Below are 16234 nucleotides of genomic sequence, written 5' to 3' on the forward strand. Positions count from 1 at the left end.
AACCTCCTTGGTGGTTGGTGGCCGGGCGACCATCGGCAACCACGGCCTGGACCTACCAACGACGTTAGGAGCAGGTGGCACAGCGGCCGGTGCGCCGGAGGTTAGCCAAGGTAAGCCCGGGGTTAACGTTCGCCGCCGCGCGTGCGTAGTCGCACTATCGCCTGCAATCCCGAACCGTGCGGCGCTGGAACCAGCGTCACCGAACCTCCGGCGAGCTCCGCGAGGCGGCGAGTGATCGCCAGTCCCAGCCCGAAACCACCGCCGGAACGCGCGTCCTTGGCACGCCAGAACCGCTCGAACGCCCGCGCTCGCTCCTCCTCGGTCAGGCCCGGCCCCTGGTCTACGACCCGCAGCACGACCTCACCGGTCGCTGTGCCCGCCGCCGTGCCCTCCGCTGTGCCCGCCGCCGTGCCGGAGGTTTCGGGTGCGACCGAAACGGTCACGGTGCCGCCCTCGGGGGAAGCGGTGATCGCGTTGGACAGCAGATTGTCCAGCATCTGCTCCACCGACCCGGTGACCGCCCACGCGGGCGGGCAGGGTTGCACCCGCACTTCGAGGTGTACATCGCGTTCCAGGGCGACCGGCGTCCACGCATCGACGCGCTCGGTGACCACCTCGGACAGGTCGACCGCGGCCAGCTGTGGTTCGGCGGCGTCGGCACGGGCCAGCACCAGTAGCGAGTCCACCAACCTGCCGAGCCGGCTCGCCTCGGCCAGTGCCGCGTCGAGCCGATCGCGCTGGGGTGCGGGCAGGCCACGATCCAGCATCTCCAGCCGCAGCCGTAACGCGGTGAGCGGGGTGCGCAGCTGGTGAGCGGCGTCCGCGACGAACACGCGTTGCGAGTCCACCAGGCGCTGGAGTCGATCGGCCATCAGGTTGACGGTTTCCCCGAGCGAACGAAGTTCGGGCGCGCCCGAACGGGTCGACGCTCGTGCGTCCAGCTGGCCGGTGCTGAGCCTCTCCGTGACTCGCCGCAGATCGCGCACCGGCCGGGTCACACCTCGGGCGAGGAGGAAACCGACCGCCGCGACCATGACGAGCGTTCCGGCGGAAAGCAGGCCCAGCCGCAACCAGTACTGCCGCACCCGGCTGTCCAACTCGGTCATCGGGTAGCTGATCCGGACAGCACCATGCACGACACCGCCGGAGGTGACCGGTATCGCCACATACATCAGATTGTGTCCGAGGGTGTCCGACCAGCGCACACCCTCCGCTCTGCTGCCCGCGAGGGCGTCCCGTATCTCCGGCCGGGTGGAGAAGTCCCGGGGAGCGCCACCGATGCGCTCCGAGTCTGCCACGCTCAGCCCCCGGTTGTCGGCCACGACGATCCGCCCGCCACCCGACGCGTAATCCGCCAGCACGCCGTCGACGCTGGGCCGGATCCCGGCTTCCAGGTCGTCCTCCACGAGTGACGACACCGAGTGCGCGTCCCGTTCGATGCCCGCGAGCAGCACATCGGTCTCGTGACTGGCGAAAGTGAACCCGAGCGGAAGCACCAGCATGGCGAGCACCAGGAACGTGATGCTGAGGTAGGAGACGAGCAGACGTCGAGTCATGCCGGTTCGTTCAACCGGTAACCGACCCCGCGCAGCGTGCTTATCCAGCGGGGGTCGCCCAGCTTCTTGCGCAGCGACGCGATGTGCACGTCCAGCGTCTTGGTGGGTCCCCACCAGTTCTCGTCCCACACGGCGGCGATGATGTCCTCACGGCGACGCACCGTGCCCGGCTCCTCTGCGAGGTAGGCCAGTAGGTCGAACTCCCTGCCGGTCAGCTCCAGTTCCCGGTCCGACAGATGTACCCGCCTGGATGCGCGGTCGATCCTGAGTGTGCCGACGGACTCGGTGGACCGCGACCGGTGGCTCACACCCTCACCGCCCGCCCTGCGCAGTACCGCACGGACCCTGGCGACCAGTTCCCGGAAACCGAACGGCTTGACCACGTAGTCGTCGGCCCCGAGCTCGAGCAGCAGAACCCGGTCCAACTCGTCACCTCGGGCGGTGACGACGATGATCGGTGCGGACGTTCGCGACCGCAGCTGCCGGCACACCTCGCCGCCGTCCAGATCGGGCAGCCCGAGGTCGAGCAGGACGAGATCGGCCGAGGGATCGGCCAGCGCTTCCCGTCCGGTGCGTACACCGCGCACCTCGAAACCGGCGTACTCCAGCCCCTCGATCAACGGTTCGGCGATGGTTTCGTCGTCTTCCACCAGCAGCAGTCGGGCAGCCACCCCGGTCGCCTCGCCGACGCCACCCGGCTTCGACTCCGCTGTCACCGGCACACCCTTCCTCGAGGCACTCTCCGCATTGCCCGAATGCCGCCCGAACGTCGCCCGAATGTCGCCGGAATTCGGCCACCACCGGCACCTTCCGGACCTGCCTTCAACGTTACCCCAGCTCCATGACCTCCTCGGGCCGCTGACTTCGGGCCGCTGACTTCGGGACGGTGGCGAGCCGGTCGGCGGGCGGTTTCCGTGCCTGCCGCCATCCCGCGGTGTGCGGGGCCATACCGATACACCCAGGTGTCCCACTCCCCCTCATCGACATCGCCGCGTGTCATGGCGCACACGAGGTGTCCGCACGCCCGTTGGTAGGCGTCGTCGAGTGGGGGAATCGCCCCGCGGCCCGCGGTCCGGCCAGCTCCCCATCGGTGAGGCGGGCGGGGCGCCCCACACGCTCGTGCGCGAAGCGCCCGTAGGCGCAGTCCCAGCGCGCCGCGACGAGCAGGATCGCGAGCTCCCGGGCTCGCCGGGTGAGCGTTGAGCGGCACCGAGCAGCCGCCCAGAGTTCCTGCACTGCGGCGCCGAGCTCGGGCGAGAGCAGGAACGCGTTGAAGGTCCGTGCGGCTCGCCGTGCTATCCGGTCAGTGGGATGTGGCACCCGGCCGCACGCGGCCCGTTCGTGATCGCGTCCTGGACCTCGACGCCGACTGCCGTCGGGGTCTTGCGGAAACCTCGGTTCGAGCCTGCTCATGGTCTTGCCGTGGCCTCTCACATCGCGATGTCACCTGGTATCGACGCGGGCCGACCCGGTACGGCCTGGCAACTGGAAATCGGCTCCGGTAGAGGCGTTCCGGGTAGCGAGGACCGCTGTCCACAACGGACATCTCGCGGCGGATCGCGTCGCGGCGGCGGCACGGTAACGATCGCGGTAAGCGTGCTCGCGCACCGCCGCTCCGCCCGCCATCCGGCCCACCGGATTGGTGCCATCCGCACCATTGCGAAACCCGGCAAACACGGCATGATCACATCGCGCGGCAGCGGCGCTACGAAAGGGCGAACCGGCGATGATTGGCTTCACCGCGCTGATGGTTCGCGACTTTCCCACCACACTCCTCTCGCGCCAGCTCCCGACCGTCCGATGAGGAGTGTCATTCCGGTGTCCAGATAGACGAACCTGCTCGCGAGCGCAGGCATCCCTGCCGTCGCCGTGACGATCGTGAACCTTCCCTCCGCGAGCGCGCAGGATGTCGCCAGCACCGGGTACGACTCGCCCGACAACAGCTACTGGCCCACCCGCTACGGATGGGTGGCGCGGCTGGCCCGAAACGCCAAGGCCGAGTGGGGGACCGTCACCGACGTCTACGCCAAGAACGGGGCAATGATCAAGCACTTCCCCGGGGTCGTTGGGCGATCATCGCGGAGGCGATCGACAGCGTCGCCGCCACCCAGCCTGACCTGGTCATCATCGGTGGAGCGCTGGTCAACGAGTACGTGAACAACGTCGATCCCGCCACCGCCGAGGCGGACCTGCGCAGGCTCGTCACGGGTCTGCGAGAGGCGCGGCCCGGTGTCGGCATCCTGATCGTCACCTACCCCGACATCAAGTGGCCTACCTCGGGCAGGCCGTGGTCCGACAACACCGCCATCAACCACAGCGTCGCCGTCGAATTGGGTACCGGCCTTGTGGACATGCGGCAGTACATCGACGACCCATACACCGACTCGGCCGGCCTGTGCAACAGCGACAAGCCCACCTCAACGACGCGGGCCAAGCTGTGGAGGGACACCTGTGGACGCTGTTGTGGTCGTGGGCGATCCGATGCTCATCCCGATGCTGATCCCGATGCAGGCCCCGATGCCGGCAAGGCAAGGCCGCGCCCGCAGGCAGGGAAGCGTCCACTGTGTGCGGCCGCGGCCCACTCCGGCGAGCGGGGTCGCAGGCGGATGGCGATCATCGCGGTGGTGGCGGCCCGAGCAACTCGATTCCGTGCCGGGCGGCGGCGTGGCCGAGGACGGTCGGGTCCAGTCGGGCGGCGGCGGGGAGTTCCCTGACCGAAGCCGGCTCGCCGACCTCTGCGGCAAAGTCCTCGAGCCCTGAGGGTGTGGTGATCTGCAGCGTCCGCTGTGGTTCGTCGGAGGCCACCAGGAATGTGTGTGGCAGCCCGGCGGGTAACAGCACCAGGTCACCTGGTCCCGCCGGAAGCGAGGAGCCGTCGCAGCGAAACTCCGCGCGCCCGGAGAGCACGTAGAACAGTTCGTCCTCGTCGAGATGCCGGTGGAGTGGCGGCGCGAACCCGGGCGGGTTGAGGAACTCCACCACCGTGACCCTGTCACGGGTTTGCGCGCCGACAGCCTTCGTGGTGACGAGGCTGCCAAGAAACCAGATCGCTTCGCCCTCACCATCACGCCGGACGAAGGGCTTGCTGGAGCCTGTCCGTGTCATCGTCGCCTCATTTCAACAGACTCTAAGTCTGGTCAATATTCTGTTAGTATGACTCGACGGTGAGCGATGTCAAGGAAGGTCGGCCACGCCGGCAGTACCGGTCCCAGGTCCGGGAAGAGGGAGCACGGCGCACCCGCCTGGCGATAGCGAAGGCGGCGACGGAACTGTTCGTCGAGCGCGGCTACGCGGGAACGTCCCTCACCGAGGTCGCTCGCGCCGCGGGGGTCGCCAGGCCCACGGTCTTCGCCGCCTTCGGCTCCAAGTCCAACCTGCTCAAGCACGTGCTCGATCAGGCTCTCGCAGGCGACGACGCCCCGGTCGCCGTCGCCGACCGGCCGTGGTTTCGACCGGTGTGGGAGGCTACGACACCCGCGGACGTACTCCGGGCCTACGCCGACGTGTGCCTGGTTATCGGCGGACGCGCCGCGGCGCTGTTCGAAACGGTTCGCAGGGCCGCCGACGACTCGCCCGAGGTGGCCGAGCTGTGGGCGACGCTGCGAGCCAACCGCAGGACCGGCGCCGCCATGGTGATCACGGCGATCACGGCCGTCGGCGACCTCGCCCCTGGTCTTGGTGAGGAACGGGCCGTCGACATCCTGTGGGTGTTCAACGACCCTGGCCTCTACGCGACGTTGGTGAACGATCGCGGTTGGTCCACCGACGGGTTCCGGGACTGGCTCGCCGAAATGATGCGGCATGCGTTGCTCGCGGACTGAGTGCCACGCGGGGGCAGTCCGCAGCCCGGCCAGTGGTCGAGTCAGTGGTCGCGTCAGTGGTCGCGTCAGTAGTCGTCGCGCCCGGTGAACTGTTCTTCCAGCAGTTCCGCCGAGCCGGTGACCAGTTCCAGTGGATCGACGAACTCGTTGATGTCGAGGTTGACCAGTGGCAGCGAGTGCCGCAGCACCAGGTATTCGCCCATGAGAACGGCACCGCCCACCACGGTGGTGTTGCCTATCTCGCTCAGCACGGCAGGCAGATCGACCTGGCCGAGGCGCGCGAACGGAGTCGCGATCTGGACCCATTCCTCCTTCCTGTCCATAATCTCCCTGGCCACGATCACGGTCTGGGCTCGTCTGGGCGAGTACTCGTCCTCCCCGTAGCCGATCTTGATCCGGATCTCGTCCGGTTCCTCACGTACCACGTCGTACTCGTGGTGGATGTAGGCGACGAGGTCTTCCCACGATGCCACTGACGGCCTTCCCTTCCGGCTCGCGTGAACGGGTTCGATCCGCTTCGCGGACCAGGTGAGCGTACGATCCCGCGCACCCGGCTGTGACCTGTTCGCCAGGTTCGGGCCGTCCGGTCGTTCGACCGGGTCGCTGACCGGCCGTGGGGGTCTGGCGCCCCATTAGAACGTGTTCTACTCTAAGCGCTGAGTTGCCGACGGCCGGAAGGCGTCCGGTCAGCATGGAGGTGGACAACGATGCGAACCCGTGCCGCCGCGCTGCTTGAGCAGCCCGGCAAGTGGCAGATCGTCGACGTGGATCTGGACGAGCCCTCGTTCAACGAGGTCCTTGTGCGGTTCGAGGCCGCGGGGCTGTGCCATTCCGACGATCATGCCGCCACCGGGGACATGCCAGTGGGCAAGCTGCCGCTGATCGGAGGGCACGAAGGCGCGGGCGTGGTCGAGGCCGTGGGGCCAGGGGTCAGCTCACTGGCGGTCGGCGACCACGTGGTCGCGCAGTTCGTGCCGTCCTGCGGGCGCTGCGTGGCGTGCTCCTCAGGACGCGGCAACCTGTGCGATCTGGGCATGTACGCACTGGCCGGATCGATGGCCGACGGCACCTACCGGGCTCACCTCGACGGGGCGGACGTCGGGCAGATGACCATGGTCGGCACGTTCGCCAGGCACGCCGTGGTGTCGGAGTTCTCCGTCACCAAGATCGACGACGACATCCCCTTCCACGTCGCCCCGCTGCTGTCCTGCGGGGTGCCGACCGGCTGGGGCTCGGCCGAGTACGCCGCCGAGGTGGAGGCCGGGCAGACGGTGATCGTGATGGGCGTCGGCGGCGTGGGCATGAACGCGGTGCAGGCGGCCGCCGCACGGGGAGCCGCACACGTCATCGCGGTGGACCCTGCACCGTTCAAGCGTGAGTCCGCTGCCAGGTTCGGCGCCACCCACACCTTCGCCGACATCGACGAGGCCGCAGATTTCGCCCGGTCGGTCACGGGAGGGCAGGGCGCGCACTCGGCGATCGTCACCGTCGGTGTCACCACCGGCGAACACGTGGCGCAGGCGGTGAACGCCATCGGCAAGTTCGGCACCGTCGTGGTCACCGGCATCGGCGACATCCAGGCCGAGGGCCTGCCGATCAACCTGTGGATGCTGTCGATGATGCAGAAGCGCATCCAGGGAGTCATCTTCGGTATGGGCTCCCCGACCTACGAGATCCAGCGGCTCGCGACGATGTACAAGGCCGGACGGCTCAAATTGGACGAGCTGGTCACCAAGACGTACCGGCTGGACGAGATCAACCAGGCCTACGCCGACATGCACGCCGGCAGCAACGTGCGCGGCGTGATCCTGCACGAGGACTGACGCCACGCGCCGAGCGAAGGCGCCCATCGCCCGACTCGGGCGGTGGGCGCCTTCGCTCGGCGCCGGTCAGCGCCGGTCAGTGGGGTCAGCGGGAACAGCGGGAACGCAGTACCCGGTCCTCGAGTTCCCTGATCAGCGTGTGCAGCCGGGTGTCACGGACGAGCAGCCGGTCCAGCGCCGGGTTGAGCAGCCCACGCAGCAAGGACACCGGCTCCCAGGCCGCCGGCGCCGTCGTCCGTGCTCGGCGTCGCTCCACAGCGGTCACGACGGCCTGGGCCGCCTCGTGCGCGGTGATACGCCCGCGCAGCGGTGAAGGAAGCATGGCGTTCAGTGCCTCGCCGAGCGGGTCGCGATCGAGGGTGGCATGAGCCAGCCGCGTGTCCACCACCCCGAAGTAGCACACGGTCGCGGTGACACCGTGCGGTGCGAGTTCGAGCCGCAACGCCCGTCCCAACTGCTCGACGGCCGCCTTGCTGACCATGTAGGACGAGCCACCGACCGGTGGGCAGAACGCGGCGGCCGAGGCCACCACCGCGATGTGCCCTCGACTGTGCAGCAGCGGCTCCACCGTCGCCTTCGCCGTGTTGAGCACACCGAACAGGTTCACCGAAACGACCCGCTCGAAGTCGGTGGGATCGCCGACCCGCACGGTAGCGGGTTCGGGGGTGACGCCCGCGTTGGCCACCACTACGTCGAGCCTGCCCCAGCGTCGCAGCACCATCCGCACGGCCTCAGCCACGGCATCGCGGTCGCGGACATCAGCGGCCACACCGACCGCGCGGTGTTCCCCGACCTCGGTGGCGACCTGCTTCGCCGCGGCCTCGTCGGCGTCGAGGACTGCGACGAAACAGCCGCGGGCAGCCAGCGAGTGCGCCGTCTCCCGCCCGATTCCGTTGCCGCCACCGGTGACCAGAGCCACCTTCTCGTCGAGTTCCAGCCGCCTCGAGCCGGGCGGAAAGAACTTCAGCGGGTTCATCGCGACACCTCGTAGTTCTCGACGTCGAACCGGCGGGTACGACGCCGGTACTCGAACGACCAATTAGGATAGAGTCCGGCGTTCAGGCCCGCGCCGTTGGTGTAGTAACTGGTGCAGCCACCGCCCAGCCAGGTGCCACCCGCGCTGCGTTCGTGAACCTCCTCCACGAAGGCCTGCTGTGCCTCAGGGCGCACCTCGACGCGCCGGAAACCGGATTCCCGCATCCGGCGCACGGCGTCCACGATGTAGGTCAGCTGGCTCTCGATCATGAAGATCGCCGACTGGTTGCCCGCGGCACCGAACGGACCCAGCACCGTGAACAGGTTCGGGAAGCCGGAGTAGGCGGTACCGAGGTAACTCTGCGGCCGCTCGCGATACACGTCGCCGATGGTGCGGCCATCGACGCCCTTGACGCGGTCGAGCAATCCGGGGGTGGCGGTGAAACCAGTGGCGAGGATGATCGTGTCCACGCGATGTTCGGCACCGTCGCCGGTCACGACGGCGTGCGGGCCTACCTCGGTGATGCGTTCGGTGACCAGCGTGACGTTGTCCTGGCACAACGCCGGGTAGTAGTCGTCGGAGAAGATCGCGCGCTTGCAACCGATCAGGTAGTCGGGGGTCAGCCGCGCACGAAGCTCGGGGTCCCGCACCTGCCGCAGCAGTTGCAGCCTGCCGAGCAGCTCGAACGGATGGCGGAACCTGGTACTGACGAACCCGGGCAGGCCGAATGACTCGATCGCGGCGTACCAGCCACCCCTGGCCAGGCGTTGCAGCGGCGGCAGGGCACGGTAGGTCATCCGCTCGACACCGCTGATGGTCCGGTCCAGCCGAGGCACGATCCAGGGTGACGTTCGCTGGAACACCAGCAGTTCGCGTGCCACCTTGCGGACCTCGGGCACCACCTGCACGGCGGTGGCCCCGGTTCCGATCACGGCCACCCGTTCGCCGGAGAGGTCGTGGTCGTGGTCCCAGTGCAGGGTGTGGAACCGCGTTCCCCGAAACGTCGAGAGGCCGGCGATGTCGGGTATGGCCGCCTCCGCGAACGCGCCGACGGCGCTGACCAGGATGTCGGCGCTCAGTTCGCCGTTGTTGGTGGTGATGCGCCAGCGTCGGCTGTCCTCGTCGAACACCGCGTCGAGTACCTCGGTTCGCAGCCGCAGGTGTTCCACGACCCCGTGGGATTCGGCTGTCCTTCGCAGGTAGTCCAGGATCTCCTGCTGCCTGCCGTACTTGCGCCGCCACCCGGGGTTGGGTGCGAACGAGTAGGAGTACAAACTCGACGGCACGTCGCAGGCTGCGCCGGGGTAGGTGTTGCGGCTCCAGGTGCCACCGAGGTTGTTCGTCCGTTCGAGGATCACGTAGTCGTCGATTCCGGCCTGTCGCAGCCGGATGGCGAGTCCCAGGCCGCCGAATCCGGCGCCGACGATCACCACGCCGTGATGGGTCATCGCGGTGTCCTTCACAGGTCGAGTTCCAGTGTCGTGTGGCCGCGCGACAGGCAGGGCAGCATCGTGTGCTGCCGTTGCGACGGTCGCAGGATGTTGTCACGGTGCTCGACCTCGCCTGAGAGCACGGTCACCCGGCAGGTACCGCAGAAACCTTGCTGGCACGAGTACGCGATACCGGGCAGCTCACGCCGCAACGCGGCGAGTGCCGATTCGTCGGCCGCGACCTGAACCGCCCGCTTCGATCTGGCGAGGCGGATGGTGAACGGCTTGCCGTTTCGCACGGGCGGGGCGGAGAACCGTTCGCTGTACAGCCGGGCGGTCGGGCTGTGTTCGCGCAGGGCCCGCCTGGTCGGCTCGAGCAGCGGAGGTGGTCCGCAGAAGTACACGGCTGTCCCCTGCCCTGCCTGCGTGACGATCTCGACCGGGTCGACCGGCCCATGGACGTCGTCGGTGCGGACCGACACGTTGCCGCCGTAGCGGCACAGCTCGTCGAGGAACGGCAGGCTGTCACGGGAACGTCCGAGGTAGTTGAGCCGCCAGCGGGCACCCCACCGGGTAGCCTGCTGAACCATCGGCAGCAGTGCCGTGATCCCGATGCCGCCCGCGACGAAGAGATAGGACGGCTCGCGAACCAGGGGGAACGCGTTGCGGGGGCCGCGCACCGTCAGCACGTCGCCCTCACGCACCCGCTCGTGGATCTCTCGCGAGCCTCCTCCGCCGTCCCGGATCAGGCGGACCGCGATGCGGTAGCGCGCCCGGTCGGCCGCGTCGCCACACAGCGAGTACTGCCGAAGCGCTCCGGACGGAAGCCGGACATCGAGGTGTGCACCAGGCGTCCAGGCGGGCAGACTCGCACCGCCGGGGTCGGCGAGGGTGAGCGCGACGACGTCCTCGGCCACCATGGTGCGCTCGGCGACCGCGAGCGCGAGCTCGAAACCGGTCCGGCGTACCGGTTTCGGCCTGGACAGCACCGGTGCGGCCCGGCTGGCCGCGAAGAGCCTCAGGTAGCCCCGGTATGCGGCCACGACGGCGTCGACGCCGGGATCGACGACGGCCTTCACCGTGCCGTCGCCTTGATGGGGGCGGTAGCCAGGTAGCGCACGGCCAGCTCCGTGCCGCCGAGTGGGACGGGTGGAAGCCGGGTTTGAGGTAGGTGGGAAGCTCGGTGAGGAAGCTGGTGACGTTCGGGATGATCCGGCGCCGAGTGGCGGCGATCCCGCTGAGGACCGGTGCCAGGTAGCGCCGGATCGGGTTGCGGGCCTTGCGCAGCTCCGGATCGTTCACGACCAGCCACGCCAGCGTGAGCATGCCGGTGGCGAACAGCGCGACGCTGCCGAAGACCGCCATCCGGGCTCGGCGCGCGTAGCCACCGTCGAGGTGCAGGTACGCGTCGAAGACCACGCTGCGGTGCTCGACCTCCTCCGCACCGTGCCAACGCAGCAGGTCGAGCAGCATCGGGTGGATGCCCGAGTTGGCCAGCCCCTCCGACTCCAGGAAGAACTTGCCCCACACGGCGGTGTAGTGCTCAAGCGCCGAGAACAGCGCGAGCCGCTCACACAGCAACTGGTGCCGCGCGCGCTCGTTGCCGAAGTCGGTCGTGATCACGTCCAGGATCTTGCCCAGCCTTGTGAGCACCGGTGACGGGTCCAGCCCCAGCTCGACCAACCGGTCCAGCACGCCCCGATGGTTGTCCGCGTGGGTGGCCTCCTGCCCGATGAAGCCGATCACCTCCTCGTGCAGCCTTGGGTCGTCGATGTAGGGCAGTGCCTGCGCCAGCGCCCGCGACATCACCTTCTCCCCCTCGGGGAGCAGCAGGTGCATGCAGTTGTAGACGTGCGTGGCCACGACCTGGCCGGGGATGTAGTGCATCGGCACGTCGTCCCAGGTGAAGTCCATGTCACGCGCACGGATGGCGTGAGCCTCGGCGTCGTAGCGCTGCCGCCCGACGCTGTCGTGTGACCGTGCCTTCTGCGCATACCCCATGCCGTCGGTCCTCCATAGGAAACAGGCGTTTCCTGTGAATCGTTGCGTTACGGTTGGGGACATGTCAAGCGCAGGCAGCGAAGTCGACGAGAGACCACGCTGGCACGGCAGCACCGCCGGCGAGCGCTGCGCCCGCCGTAGGCGCCAGCTCCTCGATGCCGGTTTCCACCTGCTCGGCACACAGGGAGCGGCCGCGGTGACCGTGCGGGCCGTCGCGAGACACTCCGGGCTCAGCCCGCGCTATTTCTACGAGAGCTTCCCCGACCGCGAGGCCCTGTTGCTCGCCGTGTGGGACGACCAGTACGCCGCCGTGAGCAGCCGCGTGGAAGCGGCCATCGCCGACGCGCCGCAGGACTTCCTCGGCCGGATGCGTGCCGCGCTCGACGCCGCGGCGGCATGGCTGGAGCAGGACCCACTTCGCACGAGAGCCATGCTGCTGGAGACCATTTCGGACGCCCGCCTTCGACTACACGCGCGCCGCAAACTACCGGAACTCGTCCTGGAGACGGCGATCCGGTCGGTAGACAGCGGGGCACTCGATTCCCTGCCCGAGAACAAGCTCGCGACCACCGTGACAGCGACGTCCGGCGCCATCGTCAACCTGTTCCTCGAATGGGGCAGCGGTGGCCTGCGGGTGAACCGTGACGAACTGGTCGACAGCGTACTCGACGTCGTCACCGCCATCGTGTCGGCTGCCCTCGACCAACGCTGAACGCACAGCCTGCCGGACGATTCGGTTCTCCTCCTCGCGCCGACCGGCCGTTTGACCGTCGTCGACGGCCTGAATCGAGCGACCAGGTCGGGCTCCGGTGTCGAGAGCCAGTTTCCAGGGCGAACTTCGAGGCCAACGCAGACGGCAGGGCGGCGACTGCCGGCCGGGCAGGCGGGAGCGCCGGGTTGGCGGCCCAGCCTCTCGACGACGGTCCCACGGCCCTTCGACCTCGACGGGTCACAGCATCGACGTCGCATGATCGGGCATTGTCGGAAAAATGGTGGCACGAATGGGACATTCGTAAAGCAGTTCACCATTTCCGGTAAAGACGAAGGGGAAGGGAATGGGGTACGGTCGAGGGCATGGGGGAAAGTGGAAACAATTCTCATGAAGCTGCCATGGACCGAGTCCGGTCGCTGCAGCAGGAAATCTGTCGGCTCCAAGCGCGGCAACTACGTGAGATCGCCGCATATCACCGCGACCGCGGTGGCTCCGGCGATGTGGTTTCCGAAGTCGCGTTGGCGCTCGCGATCGGCGAGCTAGCCGCACGGCGCCAGCTCGATCTCGCATGCGCATTGGTCGCCAGGCTGCCCAACACCTTGGCAGCGATGGAGAACGGGATCATCGATTCCCACAAAGCATCGAAGATCGCCGAGCCCACCGCCTGCCTGACCGACGAGAAAGCCCGCGATGTCGACGCGCTCCTCGCCGACCGAATCGCAGGGCGTGATCCGGCTTCGATACGCAGAATGGCCACCACCGCAGTGCATCGAGTGGACCCTGACGGCGCGGCCGAGCGTGCGCAACGCCGCAGGCTCCACCGACGAGTAGAGCTGTTACCCGGCGACGACGGGATGGCCGCGCTGCTGGCGCACCTGCCCGCGGAAGTGGCCGGTGCCGCCTACGCCCGAATCGACCGCCACGCCCGCGCGCTACGCGCCGCCGACGAGACGCGAACAACCGACCAACTCCGCACTGACGTGCTCGCCGACCTGCTGCTCGGTTCCGGTGCCGGCACCACGGCCTCGAAAGCGGAAGTGTTCGTCTACGTTGACCTGCGTACGCTCATGCAACTCAACAACGACCCCGCCGAGCTTGCCGGGCATGGTCCGATCCCGGCGCACATCGCCAGACAGATCGCCATGGACCCCACCTCGGTCTGGCGCCGAATCGTCACCGACCCACTCACCGGCAAACCCGTCGACGCCGGCCGACGGCGGTACCGACCGCCCGCGGTCACCGACGACTACGTGCGAGTGCGGGACCGTGAATGCCGATTTCCCGGTTGCCACCGGCCGAGCCAACGCGGTGACCTCGACCACGTGACCGCCTGGAACGACAACGGGCAGACACACCAGGCGAACCTCGTAGGCCTTTGCCGACGACATCATCGGCTGAAGAACGTGCCCGGGTGGAAGTACCAGTTCGACAAGTACACACACGAGCTCACCATCACGACGCCATCCGGGTACGTCCACACCAGCCCACCCGACTACTTCCACGAGCCGATTCCGCCGCCACGTTGAGAGCATCTTCTACACATCGGCGGCCGGTTCGGCGGTTCGTGAGCGCCTGCGCAGGTAGCCGGCGAGCAGCGGCCACAACACGACCACAGCGATCACGGCATAGACCACGTACGACACGGACTCCGAGCAGGCCGGCCAGCTGCACCGCGATAGTCAAGCCGATGCGGACCACATACTCGCCAGGGCGACGGCGCGCACCAGCACCGCTGTGCTGCCCAAAGGGCTCAGTGTCGAGACAGCGAGGCGTGTTGCGCACTGCCGAGGGCACGCATTTCGCTGCGGTGTGTGCAGAGCGGGCGGGCGTCTCAAGGGTCAGCGCCCGCCGCTACCTGGAGCACCTCCGGGAGACCGGCAGGGCAGAACTCACTCTTCGCTATCGCGCGGCTGGACGGCCCGAGCGACGTGACGCCTGGCTCGGTTGAGAGGCCGCCGGGCAGTGGCGGGCCCGCTGGTCAGTTGGCCGCCCGGATTGCGTGGCGAGACCGTCCCACGCCATCGGCTACTTCGCAGCGGCGCGCCGCTCGCTCCACGGCTTCGCGCCACCACTTGTGGCCCTCGTCATGTTCCTTCTGCTCGTGCCACCACAGCGTTTCCACGATCGGTGGAGGGTCGCCGGGACATTCGAGCACGCGGAGGTCGGCGCGGTTGGCGAACAGCCGGGCGAGCCTGCGCTGCATGATCGCGATGCGGTCGGTGCCTGCGACGAAGTACGGGGTGGCCTGATAGCTGTCGACCCGGACGGCGACCTTGGGACGGGTGCCGAGGCGGGCCATCAGCGGCCCCAGTGGCGAACTCGGCGGGTAGCCACCGTCGGGGTGGTGTGGCACCACCCACGGCAGCCGTTCGAGGTCGGAAAGCCGGAGGTGGTCGCTGACCGGGTTGTTCCTGTCGACCAGGCACACCCACCGGTCGCGGAACAGCTCCAGCGAGCGGATGCCGGGCACGCGGAACTCGGCCTTGGGTGCCGAGATCATCCCGTCGATGACGCGGAGCGTCTCCAGCGGGTCACTGGGCAGGTGCTGCTTCACAACCTGGACGTACAGCCTGATTTTGGGCCCCGCCTGGTACATCTCACGGGAGAGTTGCTCGCCGAACGCCGCGAGCACGTAGTCGACCGTCAGCAACTTGAACTCGCGCTCCGATTCGAGGGGATCGAACTCGGAACTCGTGGAGAACAGCCGCTCCAGGCCTGCGCACACCGGCTCCACCTGCATGGCCAGTTGCACGGCCAACGGTGACAATGTGAACGCTCCACGGGAGCGGATCAGCAGTTGGTCGTTGAAGTGCCTGCGCAGCCGCGACAGCGCCGCGCTGGCCGTGGGTTGGCTGACTCCCACCCGCTGCGCGGCGCGAGTGACATTGCGTTCCCGCAGCAGTTCGCGCAGGAACACCAGCAGGTTCAGGTCCAGGCTCGCCAGCGAGGCAGGACGGCGAGCCGCGGTGCCCCGGGAAGTCATCTCCTTATTAGGCGTCGCCTCTAGCCCGGTGTCAAGAAACCAGTTCATGTCACGGAAACGAACTTGCGCAGCTCACGGGCGGTCTCAACCGGGCGTTCCTCCGCCAGGTAGTGCCCGCAGTCGAGGCCGCGCCCGGTGACCGTCACCGACCACCGGCCCCAGATCCGAAGCACGTCGGGCACGGTCGCGAGCGGTCCACGCTCGCCCCACAACACCAGGGTCGGGCACTGGATCACTCGGCGGCCGCGATCGGCCTCGTCATCGGCGCGGTCCACGGTGGCGCCCGCGCGGTAGTCCTGGCACATGGCGTGGATGACCGAAGGCCGATGGAAGGCCCCGCGGTAGGCGGCCAGCGCCTCCGGTGCGAACAACTCCCCACCGCCGCGGAGGAAGAACGCGTCGGGATCGGCCGAAATGAGCCGTGCCGGCAGGTCGCCGGGCTGGGCGAGGAAGAACCAGTGCCAGGCCGACAGTGCGAACGAGGCGTCGACGCGGGCGAGGACGTCGGCGGTGGGCAGGATGTCCAGCACCGCCAACGCCGTCACCGAATCCGGGTGGTCGAGCGCGAGCCGGTACGCGCAGCGCGCGCCCCGGTCGTGCCCCACCACAGCGAATCGTTCGAAGCCGAGCGCGGCCATCACCGCCACCTGGTCCATGGCCATGTTGCGTTTGCTGAACGTGGCCGGGTCCTGTTCCGTACCCGGCGGTGGCAGGCTGGCCCCGTACCCACGCAGGTCGGCCAGCACCACCGTGTGCTCGGTGGCCAGTTCCGGCGCCACCAGGTGCCACATCGCCGACGTCTGCGGGTAGCCGTGCAGGAGCAACACCGCGGGGCCGCTGCCACCGACCCAGGTCCGGATGCGCGCACCGGACGGTGTCGACACGTCCCGTTCGGTGAAACCGGGAAGCAGGACCTGGGGCGGCGGCACGGC

Annotated in this window: 14 protein-coding genes and 2 pseudogenes; 5 read left to right on the top strand and 11 right to left on the bottom strand. The window is 68.4% G+C overall.

The features are described 5' to 3' along the window. Positions 1-122 precede the first annotated feature (122 nt). The gene (locus tag FHU38_RS14230; protein ID WP_167171409.1) at positions 123-1556 is read right to left on the bottom strand and encodes a sensor histidine kinase; all 1434 of its coding nucleotides are present in this window, start codon (positions 1554-1556) and stop codon (positions 123-125) included. Beyond that, positions 1553-2272: a response regulator transcription factor gene (locus tag FHU38_RS14235; protein ID WP_313886775.1), complete on the bottom strand. Its 720-nt coding sequence runs from the start codon at positions 2270-2272 to the stop codon at positions 1553-1555. The genes FHU38_RS14230 and FHU38_RS14235 overlap by 4 nt, the downstream gene beginning before the upstream one ends. 1153 nt (positions 2273-3425) lie before the next feature. Between FHU38_RS14235 and FHU38_RS14240 the strand changes: the two genes are divergently transcribed. Then, positions 3426-3713, top strand: a complete 288-nt coding sequence (locus FHU38_RS14240; protein ID WP_167171412.1) for a hypothetical protein — start codon at positions 3426-3428, stop codon at positions 3711-3713. Positions 3714-4169: 456 nt separating this feature from the next. Here the strand turns inward: FHU38_RS14240 and FHU38_RS14245 are convergent, their stop codons facing one another. Continuing rightward, a complete protein-coding gene (locus FHU38_RS14245) occupies positions 4170-4661 on the bottom strand; it encodes a cupin domain-containing protein (protein ID WP_167171415.1) in 492 nt (163 codons plus the stop codon). Between the two features lie 59 nt (positions 4662-4720). Between FHU38_RS14245 and FHU38_RS14250 the strand changes: the two genes are divergently transcribed. Beyond that, the gene (locus tag FHU38_RS14250; protein WP_167171418.1) at positions 4721-5377 is read left to right on the top strand and encodes a TetR/AcrR family transcriptional regulator; all 657 of its coding nucleotides are present in this window, start codon (positions 4721-4723) and stop codon (positions 5375-5377) included. A gap of 65 nt (positions 5378-5442) precedes the next feature. Here the strand turns inward: FHU38_RS14250 and FHU38_RS14255 are convergent, their stop codons facing one another. After that, positions 5443-5850, bottom strand: a complete 408-nt coding sequence (locus FHU38_RS14255; RefSeq protein WP_167171420.1) for a hypothetical protein — start codon at positions 5848-5850, stop codon at positions 5443-5445. A gap of 234 nt (positions 5851-6084) precedes the next feature. On the opposite strand from FHU38_RS14255, the gene FHU38_RS14260 reads away from it, so the two are divergent. Beyond that, positions 6085-7200 (top strand): NDMA-dependent alcohol dehydrogenase, encoded by a 1116-nt coding sequence (locus FHU38_RS14260; protein ID WP_167171423.1) that lies wholly within the window; start codon positions 6085-6087, stop codon positions 7198-7200. 85 nt (positions 7201-7285) lie between these two features. Here FHU38_RS14260 and FHU38_RS14265 read toward each other — a convergent pair whose 3' ends face one another. From FHU38_RS14265 to FHU38_RS14280, 5 genes and pseudogenes are all read right to left on the bottom strand, one after another. Further along, positions 7286-8176 carry a short-chain dehydrogenase/reductase gene (locus FHU38_RS14265; protein ID WP_167171426.1) on the bottom strand — a complete coding sequence of 297 codons (891 nt, stop codon included), beginning with the start codon at positions 8174-8176 and terminating at the stop codon, positions 7286-7288. Next, a complete protein-coding gene (locus FHU38_RS14270) occupies positions 8173-9624 on the bottom strand; it encodes a flavin-containing monooxygenase (protein WP_167171429.1) in 1452 nt (483 codons plus the stop codon). The genes FHU38_RS14265 and FHU38_RS14270 overlap by 4 nt, the downstream gene beginning before the upstream one ends. Before the next feature lie 11 nt (positions 9625-9635). Further along, positions 9636-10310 (bottom strand): PDR/VanB family oxidoreductase, encoded by a 675-nt coding sequence (locus FHU38_RS14275; RefSeq protein WP_313886878.1) that lies wholly within the window; start codon positions 10308-10310, stop codon positions 9636-9638. A 12-nt stretch (positions 10311-10322) separates the two neighbouring features. Then, positions 10323-10526 (bottom strand): annotated as a pseudogene (locus tag FHU38_RS28010) (oxidoreductase); the annotation flags it as partial. A gap of 280 nt (positions 10527-10806) precedes the next feature. After that, a pseudogene (locus FHU38_RS14280) lies at positions 10807-11670 on the bottom strand (metal-dependent hydrolase); the annotation flags it as partial. Between FHU38_RS14280 and FHU38_RS14285 the strand changes: the two are divergent. Further along, a complete protein-coding gene (locus FHU38_RS14285) occupies positions 11669-12319 on the top strand; it encodes a TetR/AcrR family transcriptional regulator (protein WP_167171434.1) in 651 nt (216 codons plus the stop codon). The pseudogene FHU38_RS14280 and the gene FHU38_RS14285 sit on opposite strands and share 2 nt — an antisense overlap. A gap of 398 nt (positions 12320-12717) precedes the next feature. Next, positions 12718-13845: an HNH endonuclease gene (locus FHU38_RS14290; RefSeq protein WP_243852253.1), complete on the top strand. Its 1128-nt coding sequence runs from the start codon at positions 12718-12720 to the stop codon at positions 13843-13845. A gap of 452 nt (positions 13846-14297) precedes the next feature. On the opposite strand, the gene FHU38_RS14295 is transcribed toward FHU38_RS14290, so the two are convergent. Both FHU38_RS14295 and FHU38_RS14300 read right to left on the bottom strand, forming a co-directional pair. After that, the gene (locus FHU38_RS14295) at positions 14298-15350 is read right to left on the bottom strand and encodes a LysR family transcriptional regulator (RefSeq protein ID WP_243852254.1); all 1053 of its coding nucleotides are present in this window, start codon (positions 15348-15350) and stop codon (positions 14298-14300) included. Continuing rightward, entirely contained in the window at positions 15347-16231 is an 885-nt protein-coding gene (locus FHU38_RS14300) for an alpha/beta fold hydrolase (RefSeq protein ID WP_313886776.1), read from the bottom strand. Before FHU38_RS14300 ends, FHU38_RS14295 begins: the two co-directional genes overlap by 4 nt. Positions 16232-16234 lie beyond the last annotated feature (3 nt).

Origin of the sequence: Saccharomonospora amisosensis, from assembly GCF_011761185.1 — a bacterium.
In the GTDB taxonomy this organism is placed as follows: domain Bacteria; phylum Actinomycetota; class Actinomycetes; order Mycobacteriales; family Pseudonocardiaceae; genus Saccharomonospora_A; species Saccharomonospora_A amisosensis.

Coding starts and splice junctions, on each gene's coding strand:
- FHU38_RS14270 (WP_167171429.1), bottom strand. CDS start 9,624: ATGACCCATCACGGCGTGGTGATCGTCGGCGCCGGATTCGGCGGCCTG.
- FHU38_RS14230 (WP_167171409.1), bottom strand. CDS start 1,556: ATGACTCGACGTCTGCTCGTCTCCTACCTCAGCATCACGTTCCTGGTG.
- FHU38_RS14245 (WP_167171415.1), bottom strand. CDS start 4,661: ATGACACGGACAGGCTCCAGCAAGCCCTTCGTCCGGCGTGATGGTGAG.
- FHU38_RS14295 (WP_243852254.1), bottom strand. CDS start 15,350: ATGAACTGGTTTCTTGACACCGGGCTAGAGGCGACGCCTAATAAGGAG.
- FHU38_RS14260 (WP_167171423.1), top strand. CDS start 6,085: ATGCGAACCCGTGCCGCCGCGCTGCTTGAGCAGCCCGGCAAGTGGCAG.
- FHU38_RS14285 (WP_167171434.1), top strand. CDS start 11,669: ATGTCAAGCGCAGGCAGCGAAGTCGACGAGAGACCACGCTGGCACGGC.
- FHU38_RS14290 (WP_243852253.1), top strand. CDS start 12,718: ATGGACCGAGTCCGGTCGCTGCAGCAGGAAATCTGTCGGCTCCAAGCG.
- FHU38_RS14265 (WP_167171426.1), bottom strand. CDS start 8,176: ATGAACCCGCTGAAGTTCTTTCCGCCCGGCTCGAGGCGGCTGGAACTC.